Consider the following 25574-nt stretch of genomic DNA (forward strand, 5'->3'; position numbering starts at 1 on the left):
GATGTTTTTAAAAGTAGGAGACGGGTATGGTCACAGTACGTGAGCAACTCCCTGGGCGACTCAATGAGTTGTCACAGGAGACGACTGTAGAACATGCCGAACAAGCACACCAGGATCTGACTGAATGGTTGGATCGGGTTCGTGGCATATTAGATGGCGCACCTTTAACGCAGCTCGAAGAAGTCGCCCACTTAACATTAGAAAGAGAGCTGCAAAGTACGGTTCAGCACCGCTCCAATACCTTTTATACCGGTATTGAGATGGCGGATATTCTGGCGCATCTGCATGTCGATGAAGATACTTTGTCCGCAGCCATGCTGTATCGTGCTGTTCGTGAAGGCGTCATGCCACTCAGTGAAGTACTGGAACAGTTCGGCGAACAGGTGCATAGCCTGGTCAAAGGTACGCTTGCCATGGGTAAGCTGTCTGAGTTGATCGAAAAAAATAAACGTCTGGAAGATCATTTCAATAATAACCAGCGTGAACATCTGTCTGGCATTTACAAAATGCTGATCTCGGTCACCGAAGATGTACGTGTTGTTCTGGTCAAGCTGGCTGAACGTACCTATGCCTTGCGTGAACTGGCCAATTCCTCGCGTGAGCGTCAGGAACGGGTGGCTCGAGAAATTCTGACCATTTACTCGCCACTGGCACACCGTTTAGGTATTGCCCAGCTGAAATGGGAGCTGGAAGATCTGGCTTTCCGTTATCTTGCGCCGGAACGTTATAAAGAAATTGCTTCCTTACTGAATGAAAAGCGTCTGGAGCGTGAACAGTATATTCAGTTTGTGATTGATAAATTACGCAATGAATTGGCCGAGCATGGTATCGAAGCTGAAATTAATGGCCGGGTGAAACACATTTATTCGATTTATCGAAAAATGAAAAGCAAGAACCTGAGTTTTGACCAGCTCTATGATATTCGTGCTTTACGGGTATTGGTGAAAAGTGTACCGGAGTGTTACCACACTTTAGGTATTGTGCATCAGATCTGGCGCCATATTCCGCATCAGTTTGATGACTATATTACCAATCCGAAAGCCAATGGCTATCGTTCCCTGCATACTGCAGTGATTGCCGAGAACAAGTCACTTGAAGTGCAAATTCGTACCCATAGCATGCATGAAGAAGCAGAGCTGGGAGTATGTTCACACTTTAATTATAAAGAAGGCGCGAAAACTACAGATCGCTCTTTTAACCATCGTCTGCATTCCTTACGTGCGGTACTTGAGCATTATCAAGAACGCAATGAAAGCAGTGCACATAAAGAATCTGAAGATGAAATCGAGAATTTTGAGCATATTCAAGATTTTGAAGGCTTCGAAAAGATCTATGTGTTTAGCCGTGATGGTGATATCAAAGAGCTACCACGTGATTCAAGCGTGCTAGACTTTGCGTATCATGTGCATACCGAAGTCGGGAACAAGTGCTATGCTGCACGGGTGAATCAGCGCTATGTGCCGCTGACCTATACCCTGAAAACCGGTGAACAGGTCGAGATTCTGACCAAAAAAGACCGGGAACCGAACAGGGACTGGCTGGTTAATTCGCTGGGTTATATCAAGACAGCCCGGGCACGAGACAAGTTGCGTCACTGGTTCCGTCAGCAGGATCGTAGCAAGAACCTGGAAGTCGGCCGTGAAGTACTGAACAAAGAATTGTCACGTCTGGCAATTCACCCGAAATCGATTGATCTGAGTGATTATTGCAACCACTTCAATGTTAAAACCGGTGATGATATTCTGGTCAATCTGGTCAATGGTGATATCAGCCTGCATGCCCTGATTAATCAGGTGAATCGTCACATGCATCTGGATCAGGACGAACCTGAACTGGTGCTAAAACCTGCCCTGAACCCGCGTGCCAGTCATACACTGTCAGCGCACGGGATTCTGATCGATGGTTTGGATAACGTGGAACTACATGTCGCGCAATGTTGCCAACCGGTGCATGGTGAATCGATTGCTGGCTATATCACTCTGAATCGTGGTGTGAGCATTCATAAAGTCGCTTGTCCGGACTATGTGCGCATGATTACCCAAGAGCCTGAACGTGCGGTAGAAGCCGACTGGGAAATGCAGCCGACTCGTGGTCAAAGTGTGCAGATTGTGGTGGAAGCTTATGATCGACGCGGTTTGCTCAAAGATCTGACGCAAGTAATTTTCTCGGATCAGATCAATATCCGTCAGGTGAATACCATTTCGGAAGCGGATGGTATTGCCAATATGAAGCTGTTGATTGAAGTCAAAGGTCTGGCACAACTTTCCAAGCTTTTGGCTCGTCTAGAGCAGCAGCCGGGAATTATCAGCGCACGCCGTCTGGTACAGGGTACTTAATTTCCCTTATGTAAGTTTAAAAAGCCTGCAATTCAATTGCGGGCTTTTTTATTGTAAGGTATTTGAATCACATGCATAAAAAATAGACCAGCAAACCAAGATGAGCGCCACCGAAATATTTGAACGTAGACGAAATAATCTGGCCAAGGTGATTGATCTGCTGATCGAGACACAGCAATTTAAAACCGGCAAAGAGATCTGTGAGCATTTCGGCTTGTCTGCATCGTATATCGCTCAATTGCTGAATAGCAAACGCCAGATCGGCGAGAAAGCAGCAAGGGAGCTGGAACAACAACTGGGTCTAGATGTGCTCATTCTAGATCAGTCGGCTGAGCCAAAAGTTGAATTAGCTCCAATTCCAGAGCAAGGCGTATTATTTCAGATGCAGGTGGTGCAACAGCAGGCATTTGCACTTATTCCTATAGATTCTGCATTTTCATTCAATCAGGATATTTTTCATCTGCAAGCACAGCATTATGCAATTCAGGTAGCAGGGCCGTATTATTTTCCCAGCTTAAAACCGGGCTGGTGGCTGATCTGTGACAAACAGGTCGAGTTATCCACTGCAGGCATACTCTGTGTGTATCTGGTTAATGGCCTGCAGCTCATTTTGCAGTTGGTGAGCGAAGCTCAAGATCATTATGAATTCCAAAGCCTGGATGAACATCGACAGGTGATTTTCCAAAAAACCGATATTGAGAAAATCCATCCAGTCATTGCGATTATTCCCACTGCCATATATTCAAACGGCAGAAATAATTCAGCCCATCATAAGACGGGCTGAACGATGAACATGAAACAGAACAGATTATGGAATCTGGTTCTCGTCTTCAAATTCTGGCTTCACCTGAACAATAAAGTCCTGACGGTTCAGACCACGCCACAAGGCAAAGGCCGTACCGATATAGATGGACGAATAGGTCCCGACAAAGACACCAACAAACATCGCGATCGAGAACCATTTCAGACCATCGCCGCCCATCAGCATCATGGCAAGCACCACCAGCAATAAGGTCATAGAGGTATGAATGGTACGACGCAGCGTTTCAGTCAGGGCAATGTTAATGATTTCGACCGGTTCTGCACCACGAATCTTACGGAAGTTCTCACGGATACGGTCAGAGACCACGATATTATCGTTCAGTGAGAAACCGATGATTGCAAGGAGTGCTGCAAGTACAGTCAGGTCAAATGGCCACTGCATCATCGCAAAAATCCCGAGGGTAACGACGATATCATGGAACAGTGACAATACTGCACCCATAGCCAGCTTGACCTCAAAGCGGATGGTGACATAGACCAGCATCAGCAGGAGCGCAAGTGCCACAGCACCGCCAGAACGGACATAGAGCTCATTACCGACCTGTCCACCGACGACATCAACCTTCGGTACTTCTGCCGCATTATTTGGCAGTTGAACTGCGGCTGTAACAGCTTTGGTCAGGTCTTCAGCTTCGATATCTTCCTGAACCGGCATACGCACCATCAGGTCACGTTCAGAACCTAAAGTCTGAACCACAGCATCATTAAAGCCTGCCTGGTTCAATGCCTTGGAGACATCTTCAGGTTTGACCGGATTGGTATAGTTTAATTCGGCTGCCACACCACCGGTAAAGTCTAAACCGAGGTTCAGGCCTTTGGTGGCAATAAAGAAGATACTCGCAACGGTTAAGAGGATTGAAAACAATGCCGCAGGCATCGCAATCTTCATAAACGGAATAATGCGTTCGTCTTCCGGGCGACCGTACTGTTTTTGATTCAGTTGAGTATTTTCAGTCATCAGTGATCTCCTTAAATGCTCAACTTTTTCAAGTTACGTTTTTTGCCATAAATGAGCTGTACCACGGCACGCGTTACTGTAATGGCAGTAAACATCGAGCAGACAATACCAATCATCAGGGTTACGGCAAAGCCTTTGATCGGACCTGTACCAATCGCGAACAGAATGAACGCCACCAGGAATGTGGTCAAGTTCGAGTCGAAAATGGTGTTATAGGCACGATCATAACCGGCCACAATCGCCTGTTTTGGCGAAGCTCCCCATTTCATTTCTTCCCGTATTCGTTCACAGATCAGTACGTTGGCATCGACCGCCATACCGATGGTAATGACGATACCGGCAATACCCGGAAGGGTAAGGGAAGCGCCAATCCAAGACATGACTGTCAGAATCATCGCCAGGTTAAAGACCAAGGCAAAGTTGGCAATCACACCAAACAGACGGAAGAATACCACCATCCAGATGGCGACCAGAAGGAAACCGATCTGAGTTGAAAGTACACCTTTATCGATGTTTTCTTGACCCAGACTTGGACCAATTACACGTTCTTCAACAAAATACATTGGCGCAGCCAACGCACCTGCACGCAGCATCAAGGCAAGTTCAGCAGCTTCTTGCGGCGAGTCCAGGCCAGTAATACGGAACTGAGAACCCAGTACTGCCTGAATGGTTGCAGCGTTAATGACTACAGATTCAGTATACGGGGTACGAACTTCAGTCTGAGTGCCGGTCGCAGGGTCTTCCACATAATTAATGCGCTGCTTGTTCTCGATGAACAAGACGGCCATACGTTTGCCGACCGCATTACGGGTGGCATCCGACATCAGTTTGCCGCCTGCGCTGTCCAAGGTAATGTTAACTTCAGCACCGCCTGTGTCTTGGCTAAAGCCACTTGATGCATTCTGAACACGTTCACCGGTTAAGATACGGTTACGGTTCAACAGGAGCTGACGACCACTGTCCAGTGATTCATAAGCAAATACTTCTGTGCCCGGTGGTAATGCACCCGTTGCCTGACCGGTATATGGATCGATATATTGATCATTCAGGTCAGACACCAGACGGAACTCGAGGTTCGCGGTACGACCCAAGACACGTTTCGCTTCAGCGGTATCCTGTACACCAGGAAGCTCAACCACAATACGGTTGCTACCCTGGGTTTGCACCAGTGCTTCTGCTACACCTAACTCGTTAATACGGTTACGTAAAGTGGTCAAGTTCTGGTTGACTGCATAAGATTCAATTTCTTGCTTACGCACATCGGTATAGTTCAAACGTAAAGTCGAACCCGTCTCGGTCGCAACAGCCTGCTGGGTAAACTCATTGCCATTACGGCGCAAGAAGTCCATCGTTGCAGAACGATCATCATTGTTGGCAAACTGCATCACAATGGTGTTGTTGCTTAAATTCAGGCTATTAAATTTCAGGTTGTTATCACGCAACTGACGACGTAGATCCGTCGCAGAGGTTTCCATGCGCTGGGAAATGGCCTTGTCCATATCCACTTCAAGCAAGAAGTGAACACCACCACGTAAATCCAGGCCGAGCTTCATTGGTTTGGCACCAATTTTTTGCAGCCATTCTGGGGTGGTCGGGGCAAGGTTCAATGCAACCACGTAATCATCACCTAAACCACGACGTAAAGCCTCTTTAGCTTTAAGCTGCGATTCACTTGAATCTACACGTAATAAAGCTGCATTGTTGCCAAAGCTATTGTCATGGGTGGCAATATTTTCAGTTTTTAAAATTTGCTCTGCTTTTTGTACGATGCTTGCATCAATTTGAGTACCGGCTTTGGCACCCGAAATCTGTACAGCAGGTTCATCTGGATACAAACTTGGCAGGGCATATAAGGTACTGATCACCAGGACAACCAGGATCAGTACATATTTCCATGCTGGGTAACGCATTCGTTTTCTTCTTAAAATGAAAAAGTCGTGCGAGGGCACGACTATTTTTGATTAAAGGTTATTTAAAGTGCCTTCAGGGAGGACTGAAATCACACTTGCACGTTGAACTTTGACTTCTACACCACGGCTCAATTCAACCACTGCGAAGTCACCTTCAATCTTGGTGATTTTGCCCATTAATCCGCCTGCAAATACCACTTCACTGCCAACGCCAAGGCTGTCGACCAAAGCACGGTGTTCTTTGGCACGTTTAGATTGAGGACGCCAGATCAAGAAATAGAAGATTGCAATAAAAACAGCAATCATCAAAAGGTTCGCCATCATGCTTGGTTGTTGTGCAGCTTCACCTGCAGCGTGAGCAGTCGAAATAAAAAGGCTCATTACATTTTCCTAAAATAAAAAACTGGTGATCAACTCGATAATAAATTGACATATTCTTGCAATTTACATTGTCTTTTTCCTCAGCGCAAATACTGATGGATTAATCTTGCGGACAAGGTGGCACTTCCAGGCCACGGCGGGCATAAAAGTCATGAACAAATTCGTCAAATGTACCGTTGTCTAATGCATCACGCATCGCTTCAGTCAAACGCAGGTAATAGCGCAGATTATGAATCGTACCGAGCATAGAGCCGAGCATTTCTCCACATTTCTCAAGATGGAATAAATAGGCACGGGTAAAGTTCTGGCAGGTATAGCAGTCGCAATGCGGATCGAGTGGACTCTGGTCATGACGATATTTACTATTACGGATCCGTACCAAGCCGTCTGTCACAAAATAGTGACCGTTACGTGCATTTCGGGTTGGCATCACGCAGTCAAACATATCGACACCACGACGCACCGCTTCTACAATATCTTCAGGCTTGCCGACACCCATCAAATAACGCGGTTTGTCTGCAGGCATTTTTTCTGGAAGATAATCCAGGACCTTGATCATTTCCTCTTTTGGTTCGCCCACGGACAGACCGCCAATCGCATAACCATCAAAGTCGATTTCTAGCAGGCCTTTTAAAGATTCATCACGTAAATCTTCATACATGCCGCCTTGAATAATACCGAATAGCGCATTGCGGTTTTTCAGCACGTCATGATGCTGGGTTTTACAGCGTTTGGCCCAGCGCAAAGACAGTTGCAAAGATTTTTGCGCTTCTTCATGCGTCGCAGGGTACGGGGTACATTCATCAAAAATCATCACAATGTCAGAGTTCAGCGTGTGCTGAATATCCATTGAAATTTCAGGAGATAAAAATACTTTTGAGCCATCAATCGGCGAGCGGAAGGTTACACCTTCTTCTTTGATTTTACGCATTGCGCCCAGACTGAAGACTTGGAAGCCGCCTGAATCGGTCAAAATGGGACTATTCCATTTCATAAAGCCGTGCAGGCCGCCATGTTCACGAATTACATCCAGTCCTGGACGTAAATACAAATGGAAGGTATTGCCCAGAATGACTTGAGATTTGATCTCTTTAATGTCGCGTGGCAACAGGCCCTTGACCGTACCATACGTACCCACAGGCATGAACATCGGGGTTTCCACCACACCGTGTTCAAGCGTTAAACGACCACGACGGGCACGGCCCGACTGACCTAATTTTTCAAACTTCATAGGAGTTCCACATCAAGGCGAAAAAACAGTTCGCTGATTGTTATAGCTAAAGGGCGCTATTTTCCTTGATTCTTACGCTAAACGCCAGCATTGTAGAGCATTCGCTCTGTAATTTTATTTATCGCTGAAGCTAGGGAACATCTGGGGAAATTGGCGGATGTGTAGAAAACTGCTGCAAGCGCTGCTGAATATCTTCCCGGCTCAGGGCGCAGCTGCCATCCGGCTCAGAGGCCATTGCGGCGATATGCTGGATCAGTTTCTGGATATACATATTGCTATCGACAAAATAGGATTCCAAAGTCAGCAAATAGGCATCTTGCGCCACTTGTAGATAGTCATAAGGCTCCATCACCAGCATCTGCTCCAGATCAATCAGAATATCTTTGTCGTTTTGCGAGAGTTTCAAGCGTTTCTGTATGGCAGGTAAATGAGTAGTTTGTCTGGATGCCAGAAATTCCTGTAAATGAATATGCTCAGGATTAAGTGTCTGTGCAGATTGGCATTCAAATGCGACTTGGGGCGGCAGGCTCATGAAAAACAGGATGCGATCCAGATCCAGACCATAGGCCTCAGAAAGACGATGTTTGGCCTGTTTAAAACTATCCAGCAATAAATCCAGATGCGTCGCGTGCAGCTGTTTTTGCTGTGTCAATACCGGATGGCCAAAGCTGTGCTAGGTTTTAAAATAATCGGCCAGCAAGGTTTTAAAGGGGGTGAGTCCTGAGTCGGGCGAAGTGTGGGCCCGATAACGCCATTTCTGGACATTCCAGCGATCCTGTTCCGCTAGATATTGCTGAGGATCTTCAGGATCTTTAAAAATACTGCGTTCAGTCGAGATGGCCAGATCATCCAGCAGTAAAAATTCGTCAAAGACCAGACTACAGGCATAGATTTGATCATCCTGATAATGGTCGTATAACCGATAAAATTCCTCGACCAGCGTCTGTTGCAAGTGCTCTAAATAATCCAGCATAATTTTTATTCTTTATATTATAAGTTTTAGATAGGTACAGCCGCATCCTTGGCTATTTTTATAATAAGTTAATGCGCCAAGGATGCAAAATTTTATCAGATCTTGCTGTTCACTCAGTGAAAGTTCGGACGGTAATCAAAATTCTGTGTCACGCTTTGATCACGGAATGGACGTACCACTTTTTTTCTGAGTAACATATTATTAATGATGTTGTGCGGAAAAATCTGGATCTGGTTGTTAAACAGCTCGACATTGCGATTATAAATGGTAATCGCCGCACCGACATTTTCATTCTGTTCTTCAATTTCAGCCATTATTTTCAGATAGATGTCATTGGCTTTCAGTTCCGGATAATTTTCAATCACGACATTCAGGCTATGCATTAACTGTTTGTTCAGACTTTCAATGCGTTGTAATTGTCCAATATCGGCATCCTTGATATTCAGGTTTATGATGTTCTGACGCAGTTCGGTGACTTTTTCTAGCGTGCCTTTTTCAAAACTCGAGTATTGCTCGACTAGCGGTTGCAGCCCGTCCAGAATTTTCAGTTTTTGCCGTTCATAACTGGCGACATCCGACCAGGCGCGAATCGTGGCGTTGTGATGACGGACAATACTGTTGCGGATCATGATAATCGCGACAATCAGTGCCACAATGACCAAACATAAAATCAAAAATCCCATCCGAGATCTCCCCAAGCTATATCTATATTTAAAAAATGATGCGAAAAATTTATTTTAAAAACTGCAGCAGATCATGTTGTAAATTTTCGAGCTGTTTTAATTTAAACGTTCTCAGATGACCGCGCAATGTGGAAATATCGCTAATATTCTGCTGCTTGCTCGATACCTGAAATAAATCATGTGGCCCCAGATAGCACAGCATCTTGTTTTCTGGGTGAAACAGTAAATCACCCTGACGCTGTTCAAAAAAATCGGCCAGTCGCAGCACAAAACCTGGACTGAGTAATTTGGCAGTTTGCATCGGATCACTGCCATAAAAGTTTAATCTCTGGTTAGTGCGAATATCGCTGCTGTGCCAGGGATGGCTATAAGGATAATAAAATTTCTTTCTGGAAGTCGTAACGGCCAGTCCCTGAATCTGGATATCAAACACAAATACGCCCCACAGGTCTTTATGGACCTGCATCAGTTTGACTGGCTGACCTTCCTTATTTCGGGCCTGTACTTCATCAATATAGTGGTATTGGAACAGTAGCACCTGATGTTGCTGGCCATTTTCATCTTCCCAGACCGTGCTGGCATAACGCTGAATCTCATTACTCAACGAACCTTGATTGAATACTGGAAATAATTGTTTTAAATGCCGGATAAAGTGCAGGGGATTGAGTGGCATGGAAATATGCAGTGGCTGTTTTTGAAAGGCAAGCTGATATTTTTTGGCCAGTGCCTGTTCTTCCAGAAAAGCAATGACTTCCTCTAAGGGCTGCTGCTGTTCATAGCAAATATAGGCCCAGAAGATACAGAGACAGCCGAGAAAAACACTGCCCTGAATCCAGATATTTCCCGGCGCAATAAAAATGCTGCCAATCAGAAAAAGCCCAATTCCGGCAAGCGCAAGCGGCAGGTTATTTTCAAACTTGAGCGTAATCGGGCCATTCCAGGGATGCAGCCCGTCGAGCAGTTCTTGATGAGTTTTGGCCTGTTGACCCAATTCCCAAAGCCGGGCGATATTCTGAAATACCACTGCATTTTTCTTGCGACGAATATGAATGGATTGTTGTACAGACTCGATCGGCATGGGCAATGGTTCTCGCTTATTTCGCCTGATCAATCAGCATGGCATCGCCATAACTGAAGAAGCGATACTTGCTGTCTACTGCATGTTTATACGCATTCAGAATGTTGTCACGATTGGACAAGGCAGACACCAGCATTAACAGGGTCGATTCTGGTAAATGGAAGTTGGTGATCAAACGATCGACCACTTTAAACTGATAACCCGGATAGATGAAAATCTGGGTATCACCTGTCCAGGCTGCCAGTTCACCGTTATGTGCTTGTGCTGCACTTTCGACTGCACGGGTGGCAGTCGTGCCTACAGAAATGACTTTATTACCGCGGGCTTTAGTCTGACGAATCATCTCGACCGCAGTTTCAGGGACGTCGCACCATTCGCTGTGCATGATGTGATTTTGAATATCATCGGTACGCACTGGCAGGAAAGTACCTGCACCAACATGTAGGGTCACAAAAGTTTTTTGAATCCCTTTGGCTTCCAATTTTGCCAACAGATCGGCATCAAAATGCAGGCTGGCAGTAGGTGCTGCAACGCTGGCCAGTTTGGTTGGGTCATTAAATACAGTTTGATAACGTTCAGTATCGATCTCTTCCGCTTCACGGTTGAAATAAGGCGGAATCGGCAAGGCGCCGTATTGATCCAGCACATCGAGAATCGGTTGTGAAAATTTTACAATAAACAGATTTTCATGACGGCCTTGTACGATCACTTTCACTGCATCCGGGCCAATAAAAAGCTCTGCACCGGCTTTCGGAGTATTACTGGCCTTGATATGGCAATAGGCAATAAAGCGATCTTGCATACGCTCAACCAGCACTTCTACCGCACCGCCTGAAGCACGTTTACCTTTTAAACGGGCCTTCATGACTTTGGTGTCATTCAATATCAACAAGTCGCCGTCTTCAAGTAAATCCAGAATGTCAGTAAATTGATGGTCATGATATTGACCTTGGGTATCGAGGTGCAGCAGGCGAGAGGCACTGCGGGTTTCCAGTGGATAGCGAGCAATCAGCTCATCGGGGAGATCAAAATTAAAATCAGAAAGTTGCATGATGATTTACGCTAAAAAAACTGCGGCTAGTATAAACTTTTTTCTTTTTTATAGCGGGAATTGCTCGATTTTAAAACGAAAAAATGCCATTTGTTTTAAAAATAAACAAATGTAAATATTCTGCGTTGACAGTGCCGAGAAATCGCGTATTATACCTTTCATCCACTCCCGAGGTGGTGAAATTGGTAGACGCGGCGGACTCAAAATCCGCTGTCAGAGATGACGTGTCGGTTCGAGTCCGACCCTCGGGACCAAAATTCTAGAAAACCCCAAGCACATTCAGTCTTGGGGTTTTTTATTGCCTATATAAATCAAATAGTTGGATGAATTTGTATTAAGAATTAATTAACTCTATTTTAAGAAATACTACTAAATAACCCCTCTTGCAGCTAAGAATAAACATCCAGAATGCTGTTTTGGATGTTTAAATTTCGATGGCTAAAGTAGTAAAACCTTTAACTGTTACTCAAATTGAATACGCCCTACCTAGAGATAAAGACTTCAGTCTTTGTGATGGTGATGGGCTGTACTTGCGAATCAGAAGCTCAGGTAAAAAGACTTGGGTCTTCCAGTATAAGAATCAGTTTGGGAAGCGTATTGTCCTTACTATAGGTAATTACCCAGAGTGTAAATTAGCTTATGCAAGAGAGAAGAAGAGAGAATACTTAACCTTAATTGCTGAGGGTGTGGATCCTAAGGAGTACCTTGAATCCTTGAGTGCTAAAAGCTCAGTAGATTACTCACTTGAATCAATTACTCGAGCTTGGCTAGACCGTTATGCTGACAAGAAACCATTAGATCAGGAAACCAAAAGAAAAAGATTAAGGAAATTTGAGAATCATCTCTTTCCTCGCATCGGCCATTTTCAAATAGCAGATATACGTCCTAAAGACCTGCGTCTAGCCTTGAATCAAATTTATGATCATAGTGCTGATAATGCTCAGCGCATCCGAGCTGATCTTGTACTCATTTTCAGTTATGCCGTTCAGTATGGCTATATAGAAGTAAATCATGCTCGTGAAATGGAAAGCTTGGATCTTTCAGTTCCAAAGAATCATAGGCCAGCTCTAGCACTTGAGCGTCTTCCAGAGCTTATTCATCGTATCAAAGCTGATACAGGTTGCCAGATGACTAAGCTTTGTTTGGAGCTTGGTCTACATACATTCATCCGATCTTCAGAACTACGCTTCGCGAGATGGAATGAAATTGATTTAGAAAGAAAGCAGTGGGTATTGCCTGGGAAAAGAAACCAAATACATGGAATTAAGCATTCTGATCGTGGAGCTAAAATGAGAGAGCCTCATATTATTCCTTTATCAGACTATGTTGTTGGTTTACTTGAGCAAGTGAGGCTATTAAGCAGTACAGAGCTGGTCTTTCCAAGCTCATATAGTGGAACATCATTTCTTAGTGAAAACACGTTCAATGAAGCCTTAAGGCGAATGGGGTATGACACACAGAAAGAACTCTGTTTTCATGGTTTTAGGGCTATGGCTCGTTCAGCGCTGGGGGAGTGTGGTCTTTTTCAAAGAGATGCCATCGAGAAACAGATGAGCCACCAAGAGCGTAGTAATGTAGTTGGGGCTTATACTCATGTTGCAGAGTATCTTTATGAACGAAAGAAAATGATGAAATGGTGGAGTCAGTACATATTGGATATTGAAAGCAAAGGCTATGTTCCCCCTTACCAGTATACAAACCATGACAATCTAATTCAGTTTAGTCGAGAGATTGCTTGAATGAAAAAGCCCCCGTCCTTGGGGGCTTTTTTTTTTAGATGAATTCGTTTTTAAATTGCCTTATGTCTATATCGTTAAGATAGCCAATACGAAGGTAATTACCTAAAGCTTTAGAGTAAATCTCTTGCTTTGTAAGACTTGTGTATTCGCAGATTACCTCTAATTTGCGATGCATCTTTGGTTCAACATAAAACGTGGATTTTGCATCCTCGTTGCGAAAAGGTCCAATAGAACTAGCCTTATCCACGCAATTAGCTATGGTATTAAGTATAACTATGTCTTCAGATGTGGGTTGCATTTAGGATCTCCTTATCCATTAAAAGATATGTGTATTTTAAGGGGTATAGAGGAATAGTACCAAATTTCATATAAGTACTTGAGTACGTACGTATTCAAATGGATAAGTGAGTAAGTTGTTAATTAAGTATTTGATTTTTATTATAAATTAATTTGACATGATCTATTCATTGAGTGTAATTTCGAGTCCATTCAAAACGAGTGGGGCTTAATATGTCACAGCAAACTGTTCTTCAAATTATCAAAGAATTGCTTGAAGAGGGGATGAGAACAGACCCCCAAAAGACAATTCAGCTACTGCTGCAACTTCTCAAGGATTTAGCCATTACTGAACCACAGCAAGATGAACACGACTTATCGGTTTTTGAAAAATACCGTCATGCTCTATATCAGATTGTTAAAGAGTTAGAGCATATTAAATCATTTATTGCATCAAATGGGCTAGGTGGTGTTACCACTAAAGAACTTTACGATTATTTAAGCCTAAGTAGCGAGCTTAGTTCTGCCCTTATAAGGGAACGGTTAGAGATGTTGATTTTTAATAAGAGCATTAAACAAGGAAAGAAGAGAATGGGTGCGTATGTAAGTAATGTCTATTACATCATTTGAGAGTAGTGGGCACCTCCGGTGCCTAGAACGGTTTGTACTTAAAGAAAATAGCTTTAGTGTGAACCTTCCTTTGTAAAAACCAGCAAGTCTTACTGATCAACTGATATAGCCCTGAATAGGATCTGCAGAATTTTTGGGAGAATATGATGTAGATGCAGTTGATTGGTAAGACGTGTTTAATGAATAGTAATATGATGAATGGAGCTGAGAGCCAACCAACTTGAACCCAAGGTCTAATGTATAGGAAAGGTGTCACTTTCGATGTCCCAGACACGCCCGACAGGGGCAGTGTCGCAAGGACAAAAGGAAGTGACACTACCCATTAAGATTTGAATAAGTTAGCCCTGTGCCAAGCTAAGTAAGGTAGGTGCTTAACATCAACTTTTCGTAAACGAAGAGTTGCATCCAAATGTAATAGCTCTAGATCAGTTTTACTCAGTGCTGAGCTCAATAGGATCAAGCCATCATCTTTGAAGCTGATCAAACCATTGTCAAAAGCTCGGTCTAGTGTAGGTGTAAGAAGTAAACCATTGAATGGATCAAGACGAGCCTCTTTATCCTTGCTCCATGGGATAATATGTGAAGAAATGAGAAATGCCTTTCTTGTACAACCAGTTACTGCACAACCATTCCAATAATCTAGTAAGGCTTTCCTGTAAGCTCCTTGTCCAATTCTAGCTTTGATGATTGCGTCCTTTTCTGTAGGTGGTGTTGACTCATCAAAGGAGTCATCTACATCTTCAGGGCTCACCTTGGCCATTGGGTCAGCTTTAACAATCGGGGCAAGATGCTCTAAAAATTTTTGAAGTGCATTGGTGTTTGCAAATCCAAAATCCAAACCAAATTTAGTTGGAGTGGGGTTTTTTGATGAGCTATTAGGATTTATCTTCGTGTTAAATTCCTTCATATTCGAGTTGTAATACTCTTTACCAGTGTCGACGTGTACTCCATCAATTTTCAGTAATTTAGGTCTGATAGCATCATATGTGTCATGTATCACCAACGGGAAATTGTTGGTTGCTTTTACATAGATTGGATGATGTAAGTGTGGCTTTTTGAATCCAATGACTTTGTAGTTATTGGGGTCTTTGGGGGGGATTTTAGTAAAACCAGAACGTAATAGATGATCTTGAATTTGATGGTTTGATAAAGATTGCATTTTCAATGCTTAGCCTTGTGAAATTGATGACCTACTATAATTAGGCAAAAGAAAAGCGGGGAAATGTCAATAACCCCGCTTTCCTCCACTTGGCACTGTTTTCCAAGAGATCACTTGCGGTAAAACTCTTGGCTCGAAACAAACAATCGCACCAACTGAAAAGGTCTAATAAATGTAATTTGTGGGAATAGGAAGTGCAATAGATAGGCTAAGCAATTGATCTTTGATTGATCAGTTGAGCTAGACTGCATCCATTTTTTTTAACTAATGATAAAGGAGGCGAGTCCTTAAATACTCAGGTTACTTAATAAAGCCCTTCCTAGGATTCCTAGTTACAAGTAACTGTATTGCCGATATTGATGCAGGTACCAATATTTCCATCTTGGTCACGAGTAACAGAGGAGTTAGGACTTATGCGAGTGGAGCTGTACCCACGATTGTCATATCCAGTACCGTATGTGGTATTGCCACTTCTTCTATAGCTTTCGCCTAAATTGTTAGGGCTTGTACCGTATGTGTAGTTACCATTACTACGATAGCTTGAACCATCACTACCATAAGTATTGTTGCCAATGTTGTTATAGCTCGTGCTACGGTATCTATCTGATGAATTAGAATTAGATCCATAAATAGATGAATCAGATACATATGTTGATGAATCAAGACTGCTACCTGGATAAGCAACTGCTACAGTTGAAATACTAGCAAGCAATGTTAAAGCCAAAAATTTCATAAATTTACCCCTCTATAATAAGTATTTCATAATATGCTAAATACTCGCTAATACTAGCTGTCATTGGGCTATACCCGAATGAGAAACAGCGAAACGGTAAATAGCTACTATCATTAGACTTAAAACCATAATCAAATGACAGTATTATCATAGTACTTGATAATCTAAGTACAAATGACAAAACATGAATACACGAATCTATTTTCGAGCCTCTACCAAAGATCAAGATGCACAAAGGGCATTGGCTGAACTGAATACTCTCAACGACTCGTTAGAATTGGGGAAACCAATCATCTATGTTGAGCATTACACTGGTACCAAGCTCGAACGACCAGAGTTGAATAAGTTGCTGCAGGAAGCAAACCAAGCAAAGCACAAGCGAATTCAAGAGCTATTAGCTGCTGGGAACATGACTAAAGATGAGATTGCCAAAGCTGTAGGCTGTGGAGTTGCAACAGTATATAGGGTATCAAAGCACTAGAATTGTGTAGGAATAGTTGAGTTATCAGCGAGACACAACACGAAAAAGCCTAACAGGAAGTTAGGCCCTTTCATTTTTTATGCGGTGCTTTTTTTAGCTTAAATCAGGTATGAAGATTTTTCTTAAAGGAATTAACGCCCGGTATTGTGGGCTAAAGCTATCATAGTACTTGTAAATTAAGCTAATCAGCTCCTTTCCATCAATTAACCTTAATCTAGACTTGTTATTTGCCTTGTTCCTTGCTTGAATCGTGTAGCTACCTAAATTTACGAATAGAGCATATTCATCATCACCCAAGGTTCCAAGAAGCTGATTGATTTCGGGTAAACCATTAGAAGATAGTGTTTTCTTACACTGAACTTTTATGATTGGTGGTTCAAATCCAAGTACATCCTTATGAGCAATAATATCGACCCCACCATCCCCCGATCTCTGCGTAATTCTTGCAACATAACCCATGCACTCAAGTAAATGAGCTATAAACTCTTCAAATTGATAGCCATTCAGGTTTTGATGTAATCGTCCAATAATAAAGTCTTCAGTAGAAGTTTTAGCACTTTCATTAATTGCCTTGGTCGTTAATTCATTATCATCCAAAGTTTCATTTAATTCATCTTCTTGATCCGGTGAAAGTGGAAAGTCTTCTGGGGTAACATCAATTAATCCGAGTGGGCCTAAGATTTCATTTGCAGTATGTTGTTTGATTAAGAAGATTGTAATAAATGCGCCAAGCTCATTTAATGTCGATTGAGAGAGTGTGTTTCTAGGAATACCGTTAGGCGTTATCCAATTGATTTTTCGTCTGCTTTTATACTCATCATCTTCCAGAGGCTCTTCGTAAAAATAGTCACTTGAAACAGCACCAACATAAATCATGCGGTCTGTTTTGGAAGGGTAAATTACATAATCACCAATTTTCATTTCATTAATGAATCTAAACAGAGGACTAGATTGACTTCGAATAGATGCTTCTGATGATTTCGGTTGAGCTACTTTCAATGCTAATTTAAGGCTGTCTCTATCAGTAAATTTTGAGAGATTTCCTAACTCAGACCAGCCTATTCCAATAAAACCATGTTCAATAGGTGTTAAGCCTACTGAACGATCCATGTGAATTCCCCATACATTTTTTGTCATTTACAATCTCTTTAGCTTATTGGGATGTACCTAATAATTGATATGTATCAGTAGGCTGAACTCATTCTATAGTAAGGAAGAGGTAGCCAATTCATCAATTAAGGAAATTTCTTGTCCTTTAACAATTGTATGAAATTACAAATAGCACGTTTAAGAGTACGATTAAAAGTGCTATTGTTTGTATGTAACTTATTATAATTACCTAAAAGCCATACGCTTAATTCTATAGAGGCTTAACTATGACTCAATTAATCCATGCACGAATGACTGCAAGTATTACTGAACTCAAAAAGAGTCCGATGGATACAGTGTTGGCAGGCAAAGGTGAACCTGTTGCAATCCTCAATCGTAATACACCAGCGTTTTACTGTGTTCCGGCTGATCTGTATGAAACGATGATGGAACAACTAGAAGACCTAGAACTGAATAAGATTGCAGATACTCGTGCGAATCAAAAACGCATTCGAGTAAATATTGATGACCTATAAGTTAGACTTTTTAGAAGAAGCATTAGCAGAATGGAATAAGCTTAATCCAAGTATTAAGCAGCCATTAAAGAAGAAGTTGATCAAGGTTTTGGAGAATCCTCGCATTCCCAAAAACAAGCTGTCAGGACATCCTAATCGCTACAAGATCAAACTTCGCAGCATTGGTTATCGTTTGGTTTATGAAGTCATTGATGATGAGGTAGTTGTCATCGTGATTGCTGTAGGCAGACGTGAAAACAATGCCGTCTATGATGATGCCAACTCTCGTCATTCATAAATGATGTAATGCCTATAAGCAGATAGTGTCTATGAAAACACTCATGTTTATGGGCATTTTTTATGTAGATAATCTTTGATTAAGTAGTTGCAAATTACAACCATTTTGCAGTCAATAGAAAACTATTGTGAAACCAAAACGAAATCAATTTATAGGCAGGAAAATTACTTTACACAAAGCAGTTGATCCCACTTAAAGTAGTTCTGTGTTAGCCGATCTCGTGACATATTCCATGTTCTGTTCGGCATTAAACTCGCGCCTAAGGCAATCTTGGTTTTGCCATACTTAAGATGAATCGCTTCAAGGGAATCCATTAAAGCATCACTGATCTCGATATGCTTCATGTCGGTAAACATGTCATACACATGGCTTGCCTTTGGTTCGAGACACGTCAGAATCACGCCACATTTCTTGAAAGCTATATCCTTTGCATACAGGCCATCAATCATCGCTGTAGCGAGTTTAGAGAGCACCAACAGGTTGTCGGTAGGTTCTGGTAAAGCCAAGGATAAAGACTTGTTGTAGAAGGGCTTAGAGCTATCAAATGGGTTTGATTGTACGAAACCAATCAGGCAACCACACAACAGATTATCATCTCTCAGTCTGCTAACCGCATCCATGACATACAATGACATGGCTTCTTTAAGATCATCAATGTGGTAGATGCGTTGACCAAAAGAACGACTCGCAATGATCTGCTTCTTTGCAGGTGGCGTATGTTCCAGTTCAATGCACGCAAGTCCATGGAGTTCCAATAGGGTTCTGTGCATCACTACTGAGAACTGGTCCCTGATCATCAGAGGGGAAGCCAAGACAAAATCCATAACTGAATGAATCCCCAGGCTGTTGAGCTTCTTTGAATGCTTTCGGCCTATGCCCCAGATTTCACCAACATCTATGGCTTGATGCAGAGTTTCAGCAGAGCATGGATCCATTGAAACCAAGTTGCAAACACCATTGAAGTAAGCGTTCTTCTTGGCAATATGGTTCGCTAGTTTCGCTTCAGTCTTTGAACGTCCAATGCCAATACATACAGGTAAACCAAGCCAAGAAAACACACGCTGACGAATCTGATGGGCATATTCAGTCAAGTCGTAATTCCCTGCATGAGCTGTCAGATCGAGAAAGCACTCATCAATTGAGTAAATCTCCTGCTCTTTGGGAGATACGAAATTGGACAGGATTTTCATGAATCTGCGAGACATCTCTGCATACAGTGCATAGTTGCTCGATAGCACCTGCACCTGATGCTGCTCTACGATGTCCTTGATCTGAAAGAGAGGAACACCCATCTTGATGCCCAAGTCCTTGGCTTCCTGGGAACGTGCTACAGCACAGCCATCATTGTTGGATAGCACAATGACAGGCTTATTGTTCAAGCTTGGGTTAAAGATGCGTTCACAACTGACATAGCGGTTATTGATGTCTACTAAAGCGTAGATCTTGTTTTTACATTCCATGTTAAGAAACCAAGAAGAATGATGAACGCTACTAACGCTTTCTGAATGGCTTGATGACAAAAGTCACTACACCCCAAATCACCATTTCCTGACCATCTTGCAGATGAATGTCGGAATACTCAGGGTTCTCTGCTTTAAGCCAACGATTATCATCACCTTCAATCATGAGGCGTTTTACAGTGAACTCATTGTCGATCAGTGCAATCACGATGTCTTCATGCTTGGCTTCAATGCTACGGTCTACAATCAGTTCGTCATCAATCTCAATACCTGCATCCCTCATGGAAAGTGAAGCGACTCTCACAACGAATGTTGCTGCTTCATTTTTGATGAGGTGTTCATTCATGTCTAATGTTTTGTCGACATAATCCTGGGCGGGAGAAGGGAAGCCAGCAGCAACCTTTTCTGAAGCCAAAGGAATACTCATTACAGAGCTTGGATTCACAAGAGTAATAGATGCCACATCATTGAATTTGGTCTTGGTAGAACCTGCCAAGTAATTCTTGATCTCAATGACACGAGACTCCGGTACTCGTACAACCTTTGTTGGTTCATCATATAAAGGCTTTCTTCCTGCACCTTCTCTATTGCCACCCCTTTGTCCAACCATTAACGTAATCTCCCCTTAATTTGAATTTGTAACTTTATCAAATAGTATGCGATAGGATTTAGCTAAGGCAATGAAATTACGATGAATGGTTTAGGCGACTCATTGAATGATGTTCCATTGATCAGAGCTCTACGATGTCAACTTAGAGATCAAATAGGCGAGAAGGATTGCCGCCCTCCTGGCGGTGGTTTGGGATAACCCATTAACTTAAACCCAAATCAAGGAAACCAATATGAAAATCACCCCAACCCATGTCAGCTTAAGCCAAGATGAAATTCAGGATGCAATCATGATGTACCTAAATGAATCAGGTATTCACACATCTAACCGAATTGACATCATAGGCGTTCTGCCAAGATCAATAACCGTGTCTCTTGTTAGAGGTGACAGAGTGTATCTGCAGTGCCCATTGGACCTAAGGGTAAACCAAAAGTTTTGAGAAAATTGCTCACATTAGTATGAGGGTAGGATTCTTACATCTGAACACCCCATGGGGGAGACTACCCCCCCGAGTACGATTCAGAAAAAGGATTCTTACCCAACACAAAACACATCAGTATTTTGAAACAGTTTTCAAGATAGGATAAATTGTCTGATCTAGTTCTGATGCTATTACTTCAATTCATGAAATGCTCAACTCACTTTTGTACTTCAATGTGGTGAACTTCACAGATGAAGCCATGAGTGTTAGGTGCAGTTGATCTAGCCATTGGATAGGATAAACCAAGATAGGATAAACCAAGAAAGGAGTAACCATCCGATGAGCCCCACTTTTTCTAATTCATTAATACCGTGATAGTGTCCACTACATTTTAAGTGGGCACCTATTTATGGATTTAACGACGGTTATAGACAGCACGCCAGTGACGTGCTGAGAAGGTTGCCGACACATAAAGTGACCAAGATTGAGGAATTACTGCCACATCGCTGGAAATCCAACCCAAGTTAAAAAATAGCGATGGGGTTTAGCGGATGCTTCAAGATAGGATACTTCAAGATAGGATAAAATATGCTGCAAAGCCCTTAGATCTATGTCGTAACCTCTCACAGAGTTCTTCTATGTTGAGTCTATGTGGCATAGGGGCAAAAAGTCATAAGTTCAGTAGTGGTAATCCTAGCTATCTGGTCTGTACTATGTTGGGGGATAGCCAGTGAATGAAAAACTACTATGTTATCACTATGATTTGATCAGGTTTTTGATTGGTCATAAATTAGCTAAACGATTGATTGTTATGTTGAATATGTGAATAGTTTGTATATAATAATAAGTATACTATTAATTAATGGTAGGGGTAGCTATATTCTAAAGAAGCTATCTTTAGATGAATAATTATAATTAAAAGTGAGAGAGGGTAATCAAAGCTAATTTCACGGTATTTCATTAATTGGTGTAACTAAATGAACTATCATTCTCTAAAAACATTCATACTACAGGTTCTCAATCAAGCTGATCACTTACAGATTCCATATAAGCTTTATTGGTATTCACCACTTTCAAGAAAACTTAATCCAAATTCTAAAATAGGATCTTATGACACTCAGCCTTTTGGTATTAAGTATGAACGTGGGTGTAAGTTGGTAATTACTTTCCCTAGACTCGCTTTCAATAGCCTTCAACCGATCATCAATCGATATTTACCTCATAACAAACAATTACGCCCTCGAGAAGATTACAAGTCAGATGATTTTATTGGTTTTGATGTCTATCAGAGAGTAGATAAGCTTAAGCTTTATATCGAACCAGGTAGCAAAGAGTCTGACGATTACACAATAGATCAAATACTTGAGAAAGAGGAAGATTTCAAAAAGGCACAATTGAAGGTTGTGGAAGATCTATCACCTTTGCAGCAAATGCAAGTAATGGGAGAGTTGGAACAGGGTATAGCTAATGTTCTCAGCTATTTAGAATCTCAAAATAATCCAAATGCTAAGGTTCAGATTACAAGAGTATCTGGTGTAAGGCATCGTATGATTAGGGTAGATCTTGCTGGAAATAAAACCAAAAGAAAGGGGTTTTCTGATTTGGTTTTAGTTTTTGGAACCACTCATAATCTTCCTCATGTAGAGTTACCCAAACCACCTAAACCTAATCGTAAACAAAGATCAGACAGCATTGCTGCTATGTACAAAGCTAATCCGTCAAGTTTCAAGTACTACGATAGCTTTGGTATCTTTGAAGTTTATGACAAGTAATTGAAGTGATATGTGCTTCGTATCTATAACTCGTCGCATCTTCGCACGCTCGATGCTCCTCATTGATACGAAGCACGCTTCGCACTTCTTCTCTTGGTTTATTGGTCTTTCATTCGCTGGCCTTCACTTAAGCATATACCCTCGTCACAAATACTGCGTATTTGCTCCTCGGTATATGCTTAAGTGAAGGGAACAGAGCATCCTCAATCTTCATTCATTGGTTTCAAGGAATAAAGAGAACGTCAATTCATGTCACTTACGTACTTACACACGTGCTCAATATTGGTTACTATTTATCTAACTAAAACTAGATAAGCTATTCATTGCAGGTTGATTTTATGGCTCGTGCTCCAAAGCAAACCAAACAAGAGCCCTTAGAGGTTGTGTTATGGAAGACAGCAGACAAACTTCGCAAGAACATTGATGCTGCTGAGTACAAGCACGTTGTCCTTGGTTTGATCTTCTTGAAGTACATCAGTGACACTTTTGAAGCGCATTACAATTTACTGGTTTCAGGTGAAGGTGAGTTTGATGGGGCTGATCCAGAAGACCGAGATGAATACACTGCATACAACGTATTCTTCGTTCCTGAAAATGCACGTTGGTCATTCCTGTTAAACCAAGCAAAACAACCTACCATTGGTAAGTTAGTCGATGATGCGATGGAAGCCATTGAGAATGACAACCCACAATTGAAGGGCGTTCTGCCTAAGGTCTATGCACGTCAGAACCTCGATCCTACGAGCTTGGGTGAGTTAATCGACCTGATTGGTACCATTGCCCTAGGTGATGCTAAATCACGCTCTGCTGACGTTCTAGGGCATGTATTCGAGTACTTCCTAGGTGAGTTCGCTTTAGCTGAAGGTAAGCAAGGCGGGCAGTTCTACACACCTAAATCCATTGTTAGTCTGTTGGTCAATATGCTTGAACCATACAAAGGACGTGTATTCGATCCTTGCTGTGGTTCGGGTGGTATGTTCGTTCAGTCTGAGAAGTTCGTAGAGTCGCATCAGGGCTTGGTAGATGACATCTCCATCTATGGTCAAGAAAGTAACCAGACCACTTGGCGTTTGGCCAAGATGAACTTAGCCATTCGTGGCATTAACTCAGAGCATGTGAAATGGAACTCTGAGGGTTCATTCCTCAACGATGCACACAAAGACCTAAAAGCCGATTACATCATTGCGAATCCACCATTCAACGTCTCTGACTGGAGTGGTGAGCAATTAGTAGGTGATGCTCGTTGGTCACTGGGTACACCTCCTGCAGGTAATGCGAACTTCGCATGGATGCAACACTTCTTGTATCACATGAGTCCTAAAGGTCAGGCAGGTGTAGTCCTTGCGAAAGGTGCGCTTACTTCTAAGACCAGTGGTGAGGGTGAGATTCGTAAAGCCTTGGTTTCTGAAGCCAATGTCATTGACTGTATTGTGAATTTACCTGCCAAGTTGTTCCTAAATACTCAGATTCCTGCTGCGTTATGGTTTATGCGTCGGGACCGTGTTGGTTCAACCCAATACAAAGATCGTAGCAATGAAATCCTATTCATTGATGCTCGTAACTTAGGGCATCTCATTAACCGCAGAACCAAAGTATTGTCGGATGAAGACATTAAGCTGATCACTGACACTTACCACAATTGGCGTAACAAAGACGGTGAGTACGAAGACGTTGCTGGCTTCTGTGCATCTGTCCCGCTTGAGAAAGTGGCTGAGCTTGATTATGTACTCACCCCAGGTCGTTATGTTGGTTTAGCTGATGATGAAGATGAGTTTGACTTTAAGGAACGCTTCACGAGCTTAAAGGCTGAGTTTGAGACACAGCTTGCAGAAGAAGCAAACCTCAATCAAGCCATTGCTGAGAACTTGGCAAAGGTGATTGTATGAATGAGCAAAGCCTATTGGATTTAGTTAATCTTACAACAGGCAAGTTAAACTCCAATGCAGCAGTAGAAACGGGCAAGTATCCGTTCTTCACTTGTTCTCCTGAAACTTTGTCCATTGATCAATTTTCATTTGATACTAAGGCTCTGCTTTTGGCAGGTAATAATGCTGAAGGAAACTTTTGTCTTAAGTATTATGAAGGTAAGTTTGATGCCTATCAAAGAACATATGTACTAACACTTGATGATGAGTCTGTAACTACTTACAAGTACTTGTTCTATTATCTCAAGACTAAGTTACTTGAGTTAAAGAATAACTCAGCAGGGTCAGCAACTAAATTCCTTACATTATCCATTCTTCGTGATATTAGAGTTCCTCTACCACCTCTCCCTGAACAAAAAGCTATAGCCTCAGTCCTATCATCATTAGATGACAAGATTGACTTGCTGCATCGTCAGAACAAGACTTTGGAAGCCATGGCTGAAACACTTTTTCGTCAATGGTTTATTGAGGAAGCGAAAGAGGATTGGATTAAAGGGAAAGTTGAAGATCTCTTCACTTTACAAAGAGGCTATGACTTACCAAGCTCTAAGCGAATAAAAGGGGAGTTTCCTTTATATGCGGCTAGTGGACTTAATGACATGATCAATGCTTATCAAGTGGAATACCCAACGGTAATCACTGGACGAAGCGGTTCAATAGGTGGTGTATACATATCATTGGAAAAGTCTTGGCCTTTGAATACAACCCTCTTCATCAAAGAATTTAAGCTTGGAACATTAGTGTTTAGCTATTTTTACTTGAAGTATTTGGATCTTGAATCATTTAACGCAGGTTCAGCAGTACCTTCATTAAACCGTAATCATGTACATGGGTTAGAGATACAGTTACCTCCTAGTCAATTGATAAAAGAGTATGAAGAAATTGCACAAGATTGGATGCTTAAAGTGAAAGCCAATAAACATCAAATCCAAACACTAGAAAACCTAAGAGACACGCTTCTACCAAAGCTAATGAGTGGTGAAGTGAGAGTCCAATACCAAACAGAAGAAGTTGCATAACATTTAAGGTGAAGTCATTTGATG

General features: G+C 42.2%; 22 protein-coding genes, 1 tRNA gene and 1 pseudogene. 11 read left to right on the top strand and 13 right to left on the bottom strand.

Annotated features, from left to right (window positions below; genetic code table 11):
• Nucleotides 1-26: 26 nt before the first annotated feature.
• Nucleotides 27-2336, top strand: a complete 2310-nt coding sequence (locus NI466_RS09160) for a RelA/SpoT family protein (protein ID WP_174894266.1) — start codon at nucleotides 27-29, stop codon at nucleotides 2334-2336.
• Between the two features lie 100 nt (nucleotides 2337-2436).
• On the top strand, nucleotides 2437-3120 hold the full coding sequence (locus NI466_RS09165) for a S24 family peptidase (RefSeq protein WP_216986292.1): 684 nt from the start codon (nucleotides 2437-2439) through the stop codon (nucleotides 3118-3120).
• A 24-nt stretch (nucleotides 3121-3144) separates the two neighbouring features.
• Here NI466_RS09165 and secF read toward each other — a convergent pair whose 3' ends face one another.
• The 8 genes and pseudogenes from secF to queA form a co-directional block, all read right to left on the bottom strand.
• Nucleotides 3145-4119, bottom strand: a complete 975-nt coding sequence (gene secF, locus NI466_RS09170) for a protein translocase subunit SecF (protein WP_171066787.1) — start codon at nucleotides 4117-4119, stop codon at nucleotides 3145-3147.
• An 8-nt stretch (nucleotides 4120-4127) separates the two neighbouring features.
• On the bottom strand, nucleotides 4128-6026 hold the full coding sequence (gene secD / locus NI466_RS09175; RefSeq protein ID WP_004733746.1) for a protein translocase subunit SecD: 1899 nt from the start codon (nucleotides 6024-6026) through the stop codon (nucleotides 4128-4130).
• Nucleotides 6027-6077: 51 nt separating this feature from the next.
• Nucleotides 6078-6407, bottom strand: coding sequence for a preprotein translocase subunit YajC (gene yajC, locus NI466_RS09180; protein WP_004645158.1), 330 nt, complete (start codon nucleotides 6405-6407; stop codon nucleotides 6078-6080).
• Between the two features lie 100 nt (nucleotides 6408-6507).
• Nucleotides 6508-7638: a tRNA guanosine(34) transglycosylase Tgt gene (gene tgt, locus NI466_RS09185; protein WP_005252828.1), complete on the bottom strand. Its 1131-nt coding sequence runs from the start codon at nucleotides 7636-7638 to the stop codon at nucleotides 6508-6510.
• A 130-nt stretch (nucleotides 7639-7768) separates the two neighbouring features.
• Nucleotides 7769-8611 (bottom strand): annotated as a pseudogene (locus NI466_RS09190) (DUF4303 domain-containing protein).
• Between the two features lie 113 nt (nucleotides 8612-8724).
• Complete coding sequence (locus NI466_RS09195; RefSeq protein ID WP_253173373.1) at nucleotides 8725-9294, bottom strand: LemA family protein; 570 nt, start codon at nucleotides 9292-9294, stop codon at nucleotides 8725-8727.
• Nucleotides 9295-9343: 49 nt separating this feature from the next.
• Nucleotides 9344-10372, bottom strand: a complete 1029-nt coding sequence (locus NI466_RS09200) for a hypothetical protein (protein WP_253173374.1) — start codon at nucleotides 10370-10372, stop codon at nucleotides 9344-9346.
• A 16-nt stretch (nucleotides 10373-10388) separates the two neighbouring features.
• Nucleotides 10389-11423 carry a tRNA preQ1(34) S-adenosylmethionine ribosyltransferase-isomerase QueA gene (gene queA, locus NI466_RS09205; protein ID WP_004281661.1) on the bottom strand — a complete coding sequence of 345 codons (1035 nt, stop codon included), beginning with the start codon at nucleotides 11421-11423 and terminating at the stop codon, nucleotides 10389-10391.
• A gap of 167 nt (nucleotides 11424-11590) precedes the next feature.
• Between queA and NI466_RS09210 the strand changes: the two genes are divergently transcribed.
• The 3 genes from NI466_RS09210 to NI466_RS09220 all read left to right on the top strand — a co-directional run bounded on the left by NI466_RS09210 (nucleotide 11591) and on the right by NI466_RS09220 (nucleotide 14068).
• Nucleotides 11591-11677 (top strand) — tRNA-Leu (locus NI466_RS09210).
• Nucleotides 11678-11857: 180 nt separating this feature from the next.
• Nucleotides 11858-13162 (top strand): tyrosine-type recombinase/integrase, encoded by a 1305-nt coding sequence (locus NI466_RS09215; protein WP_177156022.1) that lies wholly within the window; start codon nucleotides 11858-11860, stop codon nucleotides 13160-13162.
• A 510-nt stretch (nucleotides 13163-13672) separates the two neighbouring features.
• Nucleotides 13673-14068, top strand: a complete 396-nt coding sequence (locus NI466_RS09220) for a hypothetical protein (protein WP_253173375.1) — start codon at nucleotides 13673-13675, stop codon at nucleotides 14066-14068.
• Nucleotides 14069-14390: 322 nt separating this feature from the next.
• Here the strand turns inward: NI466_RS09220 and NI466_RS09225 are convergent, their stop codons facing one another.
• Nucleotides 14391-15227, bottom strand: coding sequence for an HNH endonuclease (locus tag NI466_RS09225; protein ID WP_253173376.1), 837 nt, complete (start codon nucleotides 15225-15227; stop codon nucleotides 14391-14393).
• 328 nt (nucleotides 15228-15555) lie between these two features.
• A complete protein-coding gene (locus NI466_RS09230; RefSeq protein WP_152342542.1) occupies nucleotides 15556-15960 on the bottom strand; it encodes a hypothetical protein in 405 nt (134 codons plus the stop codon).
• Nucleotides 15961-16144: 184 nt separating this feature from the next.
• Here NI466_RS09230 and NI466_RS09235 point away from each other — a divergent pair, with 184 nt between their 5' ends.
• The gene (locus NI466_RS09235; RefSeq protein WP_253173377.1) at nucleotides 16145-16441 is read left to right on the top strand and encodes a helix-turn-helix domain-containing protein; all 297 of its coding nucleotides are present in this window, start codon (nucleotides 16145-16147) and stop codon (nucleotides 16439-16441) included.
• Between the two features lie 93 nt (nucleotides 16442-16534).
• Here the strand turns inward: NI466_RS09235 and NI466_RS09240 are convergent, their stop codons facing one another.
• On the bottom strand, nucleotides 16535-17551 hold the full coding sequence (locus NI466_RS09240; protein WP_253173378.1) for a restriction endonuclease: 1017 nt from the start codon (nucleotides 17549-17551) through the stop codon (nucleotides 16535-16537).
• Between the two features lie 266 nt (nucleotides 17552-17817).
• On the opposite strand from NI466_RS09240, the gene NI466_RS09245 reads away from it, so the two are divergent.
• Complete coding sequence (locus NI466_RS09245; protein WP_072689757.1) at nucleotides 17818-18066, top strand: type II toxin-antitoxin system Phd/YefM family antitoxin; 249 nt, start codon at nucleotides 17818-17820, stop codon at nucleotides 18064-18066.
• The gene (locus NI466_RS09250) at nucleotides 18056-18343 is read left to right on the top strand and encodes a type II toxin-antitoxin system RelE family toxin (RefSeq protein ID WP_005134734.1); all 288 of its coding nucleotides are present in this window, start codon (nucleotides 18056-18058) and stop codon (nucleotides 18341-18343) included. The genes NI466_RS09245 and NI466_RS09250 overlap by 11 nt, the downstream gene beginning before the upstream one ends.
• 164 nt (nucleotides 18344-18507) lie before the next feature.
• On the opposite strand, the gene NI466_RS09255 is transcribed toward NI466_RS09250, so the two are convergent.
• Both NI466_RS09255 and NI466_RS09260 read right to left on the bottom strand, forming a co-directional pair.
• Nucleotides 18508-19803, bottom strand: a complete 1296-nt coding sequence (locus NI466_RS09255) for a Y-family DNA polymerase (RefSeq protein WP_253173379.1) — start codon at nucleotides 19801-19803, stop codon at nucleotides 18508-18510.
• 31 nt (nucleotides 19804-19834) lie between these two features.
• A complete protein-coding gene (locus NI466_RS09260) occupies nucleotides 19835-20413 on the bottom strand; it encodes a LexA family protein (protein WP_253173380.1) in 579 nt (192 codons plus the stop codon).
• Between the two features lie 1398 nt (nucleotides 20414-21811).
• Between NI466_RS09260 and NI466_RS09270 the strand changes: the two genes are divergently transcribed.
• From NI466_RS09270 to NI466_RS09280, 3 genes are all read left to right on the top strand, one after another.
• Nucleotides 21812-22606: a hypothetical protein gene (locus NI466_RS09270; RefSeq protein ID WP_253173381.1), complete on the top strand. Its 795-nt coding sequence runs from the start codon at nucleotides 21812-21814 to the stop codon at nucleotides 22604-22606.
• Between the two features lie 338 nt (nucleotides 22607-22944).
• Nucleotides 22945-24492, top strand: coding sequence for a type I restriction-modification system subunit M (locus tag NI466_RS09275; RefSeq protein WP_253173382.1), 1548 nt, complete (start codon nucleotides 22945-22947; stop codon nucleotides 24490-24492).
• Complete coding sequence (locus NI466_RS09280) at nucleotides 24489-25550, top strand: restriction endonuclease subunit S (RefSeq protein ID WP_253173383.1); 1062 nt, start codon at nucleotides 24489-24491, stop codon at nucleotides 25548-25550. Before NI466_RS09275 ends, NI466_RS09280 begins: the two co-directional genes overlap by 4 nt.
• The last annotated feature ends 24 nt before the right edge of the window (nucleotides 25551-25574 follow it).

This window comes from Acinetobacter lwoffii, assembly GCF_024129595.1.
GTDB lineage: Bacteria > Pseudomonadota > Gammaproteobacteria > Pseudomonadales > Moraxellaceae > Acinetobacter > Acinetobacter lwoffii_O.

Bases quoted from the DNA above. Each gene is read 5' to 3' on its own strand.
- NI466_RS09165 (WP_216986292.1), top strand. From the start codon at position 2,437: ATGAGCGCCACCGAAATATTTGAACGTAGACGAAATAATCTGGCCAAG.
- queA (WP_004281661.1), bottom strand. From the start codon at position 11,423: ATGCAACTTTCTGATTTTAATTTTGATCTCCCCGATGAGCTGATTGCT.
- NI466_RS09275 (WP_253173382.1), top strand. From the start codon at position 22,945: ATGGCTCGTGCTCCAAAGCAAACCAAACAAGAGCCCTTAGAGGTTGTG.
- NI466_RS09260 (WP_253173380.1), bottom strand. From the start codon at position 20,413: ATGGTTGGACAAAGGGGTGGCAATAGAGAAGGTGCAGGAAGAAAGCCT.
- NI466_RS09215 (WP_177156022.1), top strand. From the start codon at position 11,858: ATGGCTAAAGTAGTAAAACCTTTAACTGTTACTCAAATTGAATACGCC.
- NI466_RS09230 (WP_152342542.1), bottom strand. From the start codon at position 15,960: ATGAAATTTTTGGCTTTAACATTGCTTGCTAGTATTTCAACTGTAGCA.
- NI466_RS09195 (WP_253173373.1), bottom strand. From the start codon at position 9,294: ATGGGATTTTTGATTTTATGTTTGGTCATTGTGGCACTGATTGTCGCG.
- tgt (WP_005252828.1), bottom strand. From the start codon at position 7,638: ATGAAGTTTGAAAAATTAGGTCAGTCGGGCCGTGCCCGTCGTGGTCGT.
- NI466_RS09270 (WP_253173381.1), top strand. From the start codon at position 21,812: ATGAACTATCATTCTCTAAAAACATTCATACTACAGGTTCTCAATCAA.
- yajC (WP_004645158.1), bottom strand. From the start codon at position 6,407: ATGAGCCTTTTTATTTCGACTGCTCACGCTGCAGGTGAAGCTGCACAA.
- secD (WP_004733746.1), bottom strand. From the start codon at position 6,026: ATGCGTTACCCAGCATGGAAATATGTACTGATCCTGGTTGTCCTGGTG.
- NI466_RS09225 (WP_253173376.1), bottom strand. From the start codon at position 15,227: ATGCAATCTTTATCAAACCATCAAATTCAAGATCATCTATTACGTTCT.
- NI466_RS09235 (WP_253173377.1), top strand. From the start codon at position 16,145: ATGAATACACGAATCTATTTTCGAGCCTCTACCAAAGATCAAGATGCA.
- NI466_RS09220 (WP_253173375.1), top strand. From the start codon at position 13,673: ATGTCACAGCAAACTGTTCTTCAAATTATCAAAGAATTGCTTGAAGAG.
- NI466_RS09255 (WP_253173379.1), bottom strand. From the start codon at position 19,803: ATGGAATGTAAAAACAAGATCTACGCTTTAGTAGACATCAATAACCGC.
- NI466_RS09280 (WP_253173383.1), top strand. From the start codon at position 24,489: ATGAATGAGCAAAGCCTATTGGATTTAGTTAATCTTACAACAGGCAAG.
- NI466_RS09240 (WP_253173378.1), bottom strand. From the start codon at position 17,551: ATGGATCGTTCAGTAGGCTTAACACCTATTGAACATGGTTTTATTGGA.
- NI466_RS09245 (WP_072689757.1), top strand. From the start codon at position 17,818: ATGACTCAATTAATCCATGCACGAATGACTGCAAGTATTACTGAACTC.
- NI466_RS09200 (WP_253173374.1), bottom strand. From the start codon at position 10,372: ATGCCGATCGAGTCTGTACAACAATCCATTCATATTCGTCGCAAGAAA.
- NI466_RS09250 (WP_005134734.1), top strand. From the start codon at position 18,056: ATGACCTATAAGTTAGACTTTTTAGAAGAAGCATTAGCAGAATGGAAT.
- NI466_RS09160 (WP_174894266.1), top strand. From the start codon at position 27: ATGGTCACAGTACGTGAGCAACTCCCTGGGCGACTCAATGAGTTGTCA.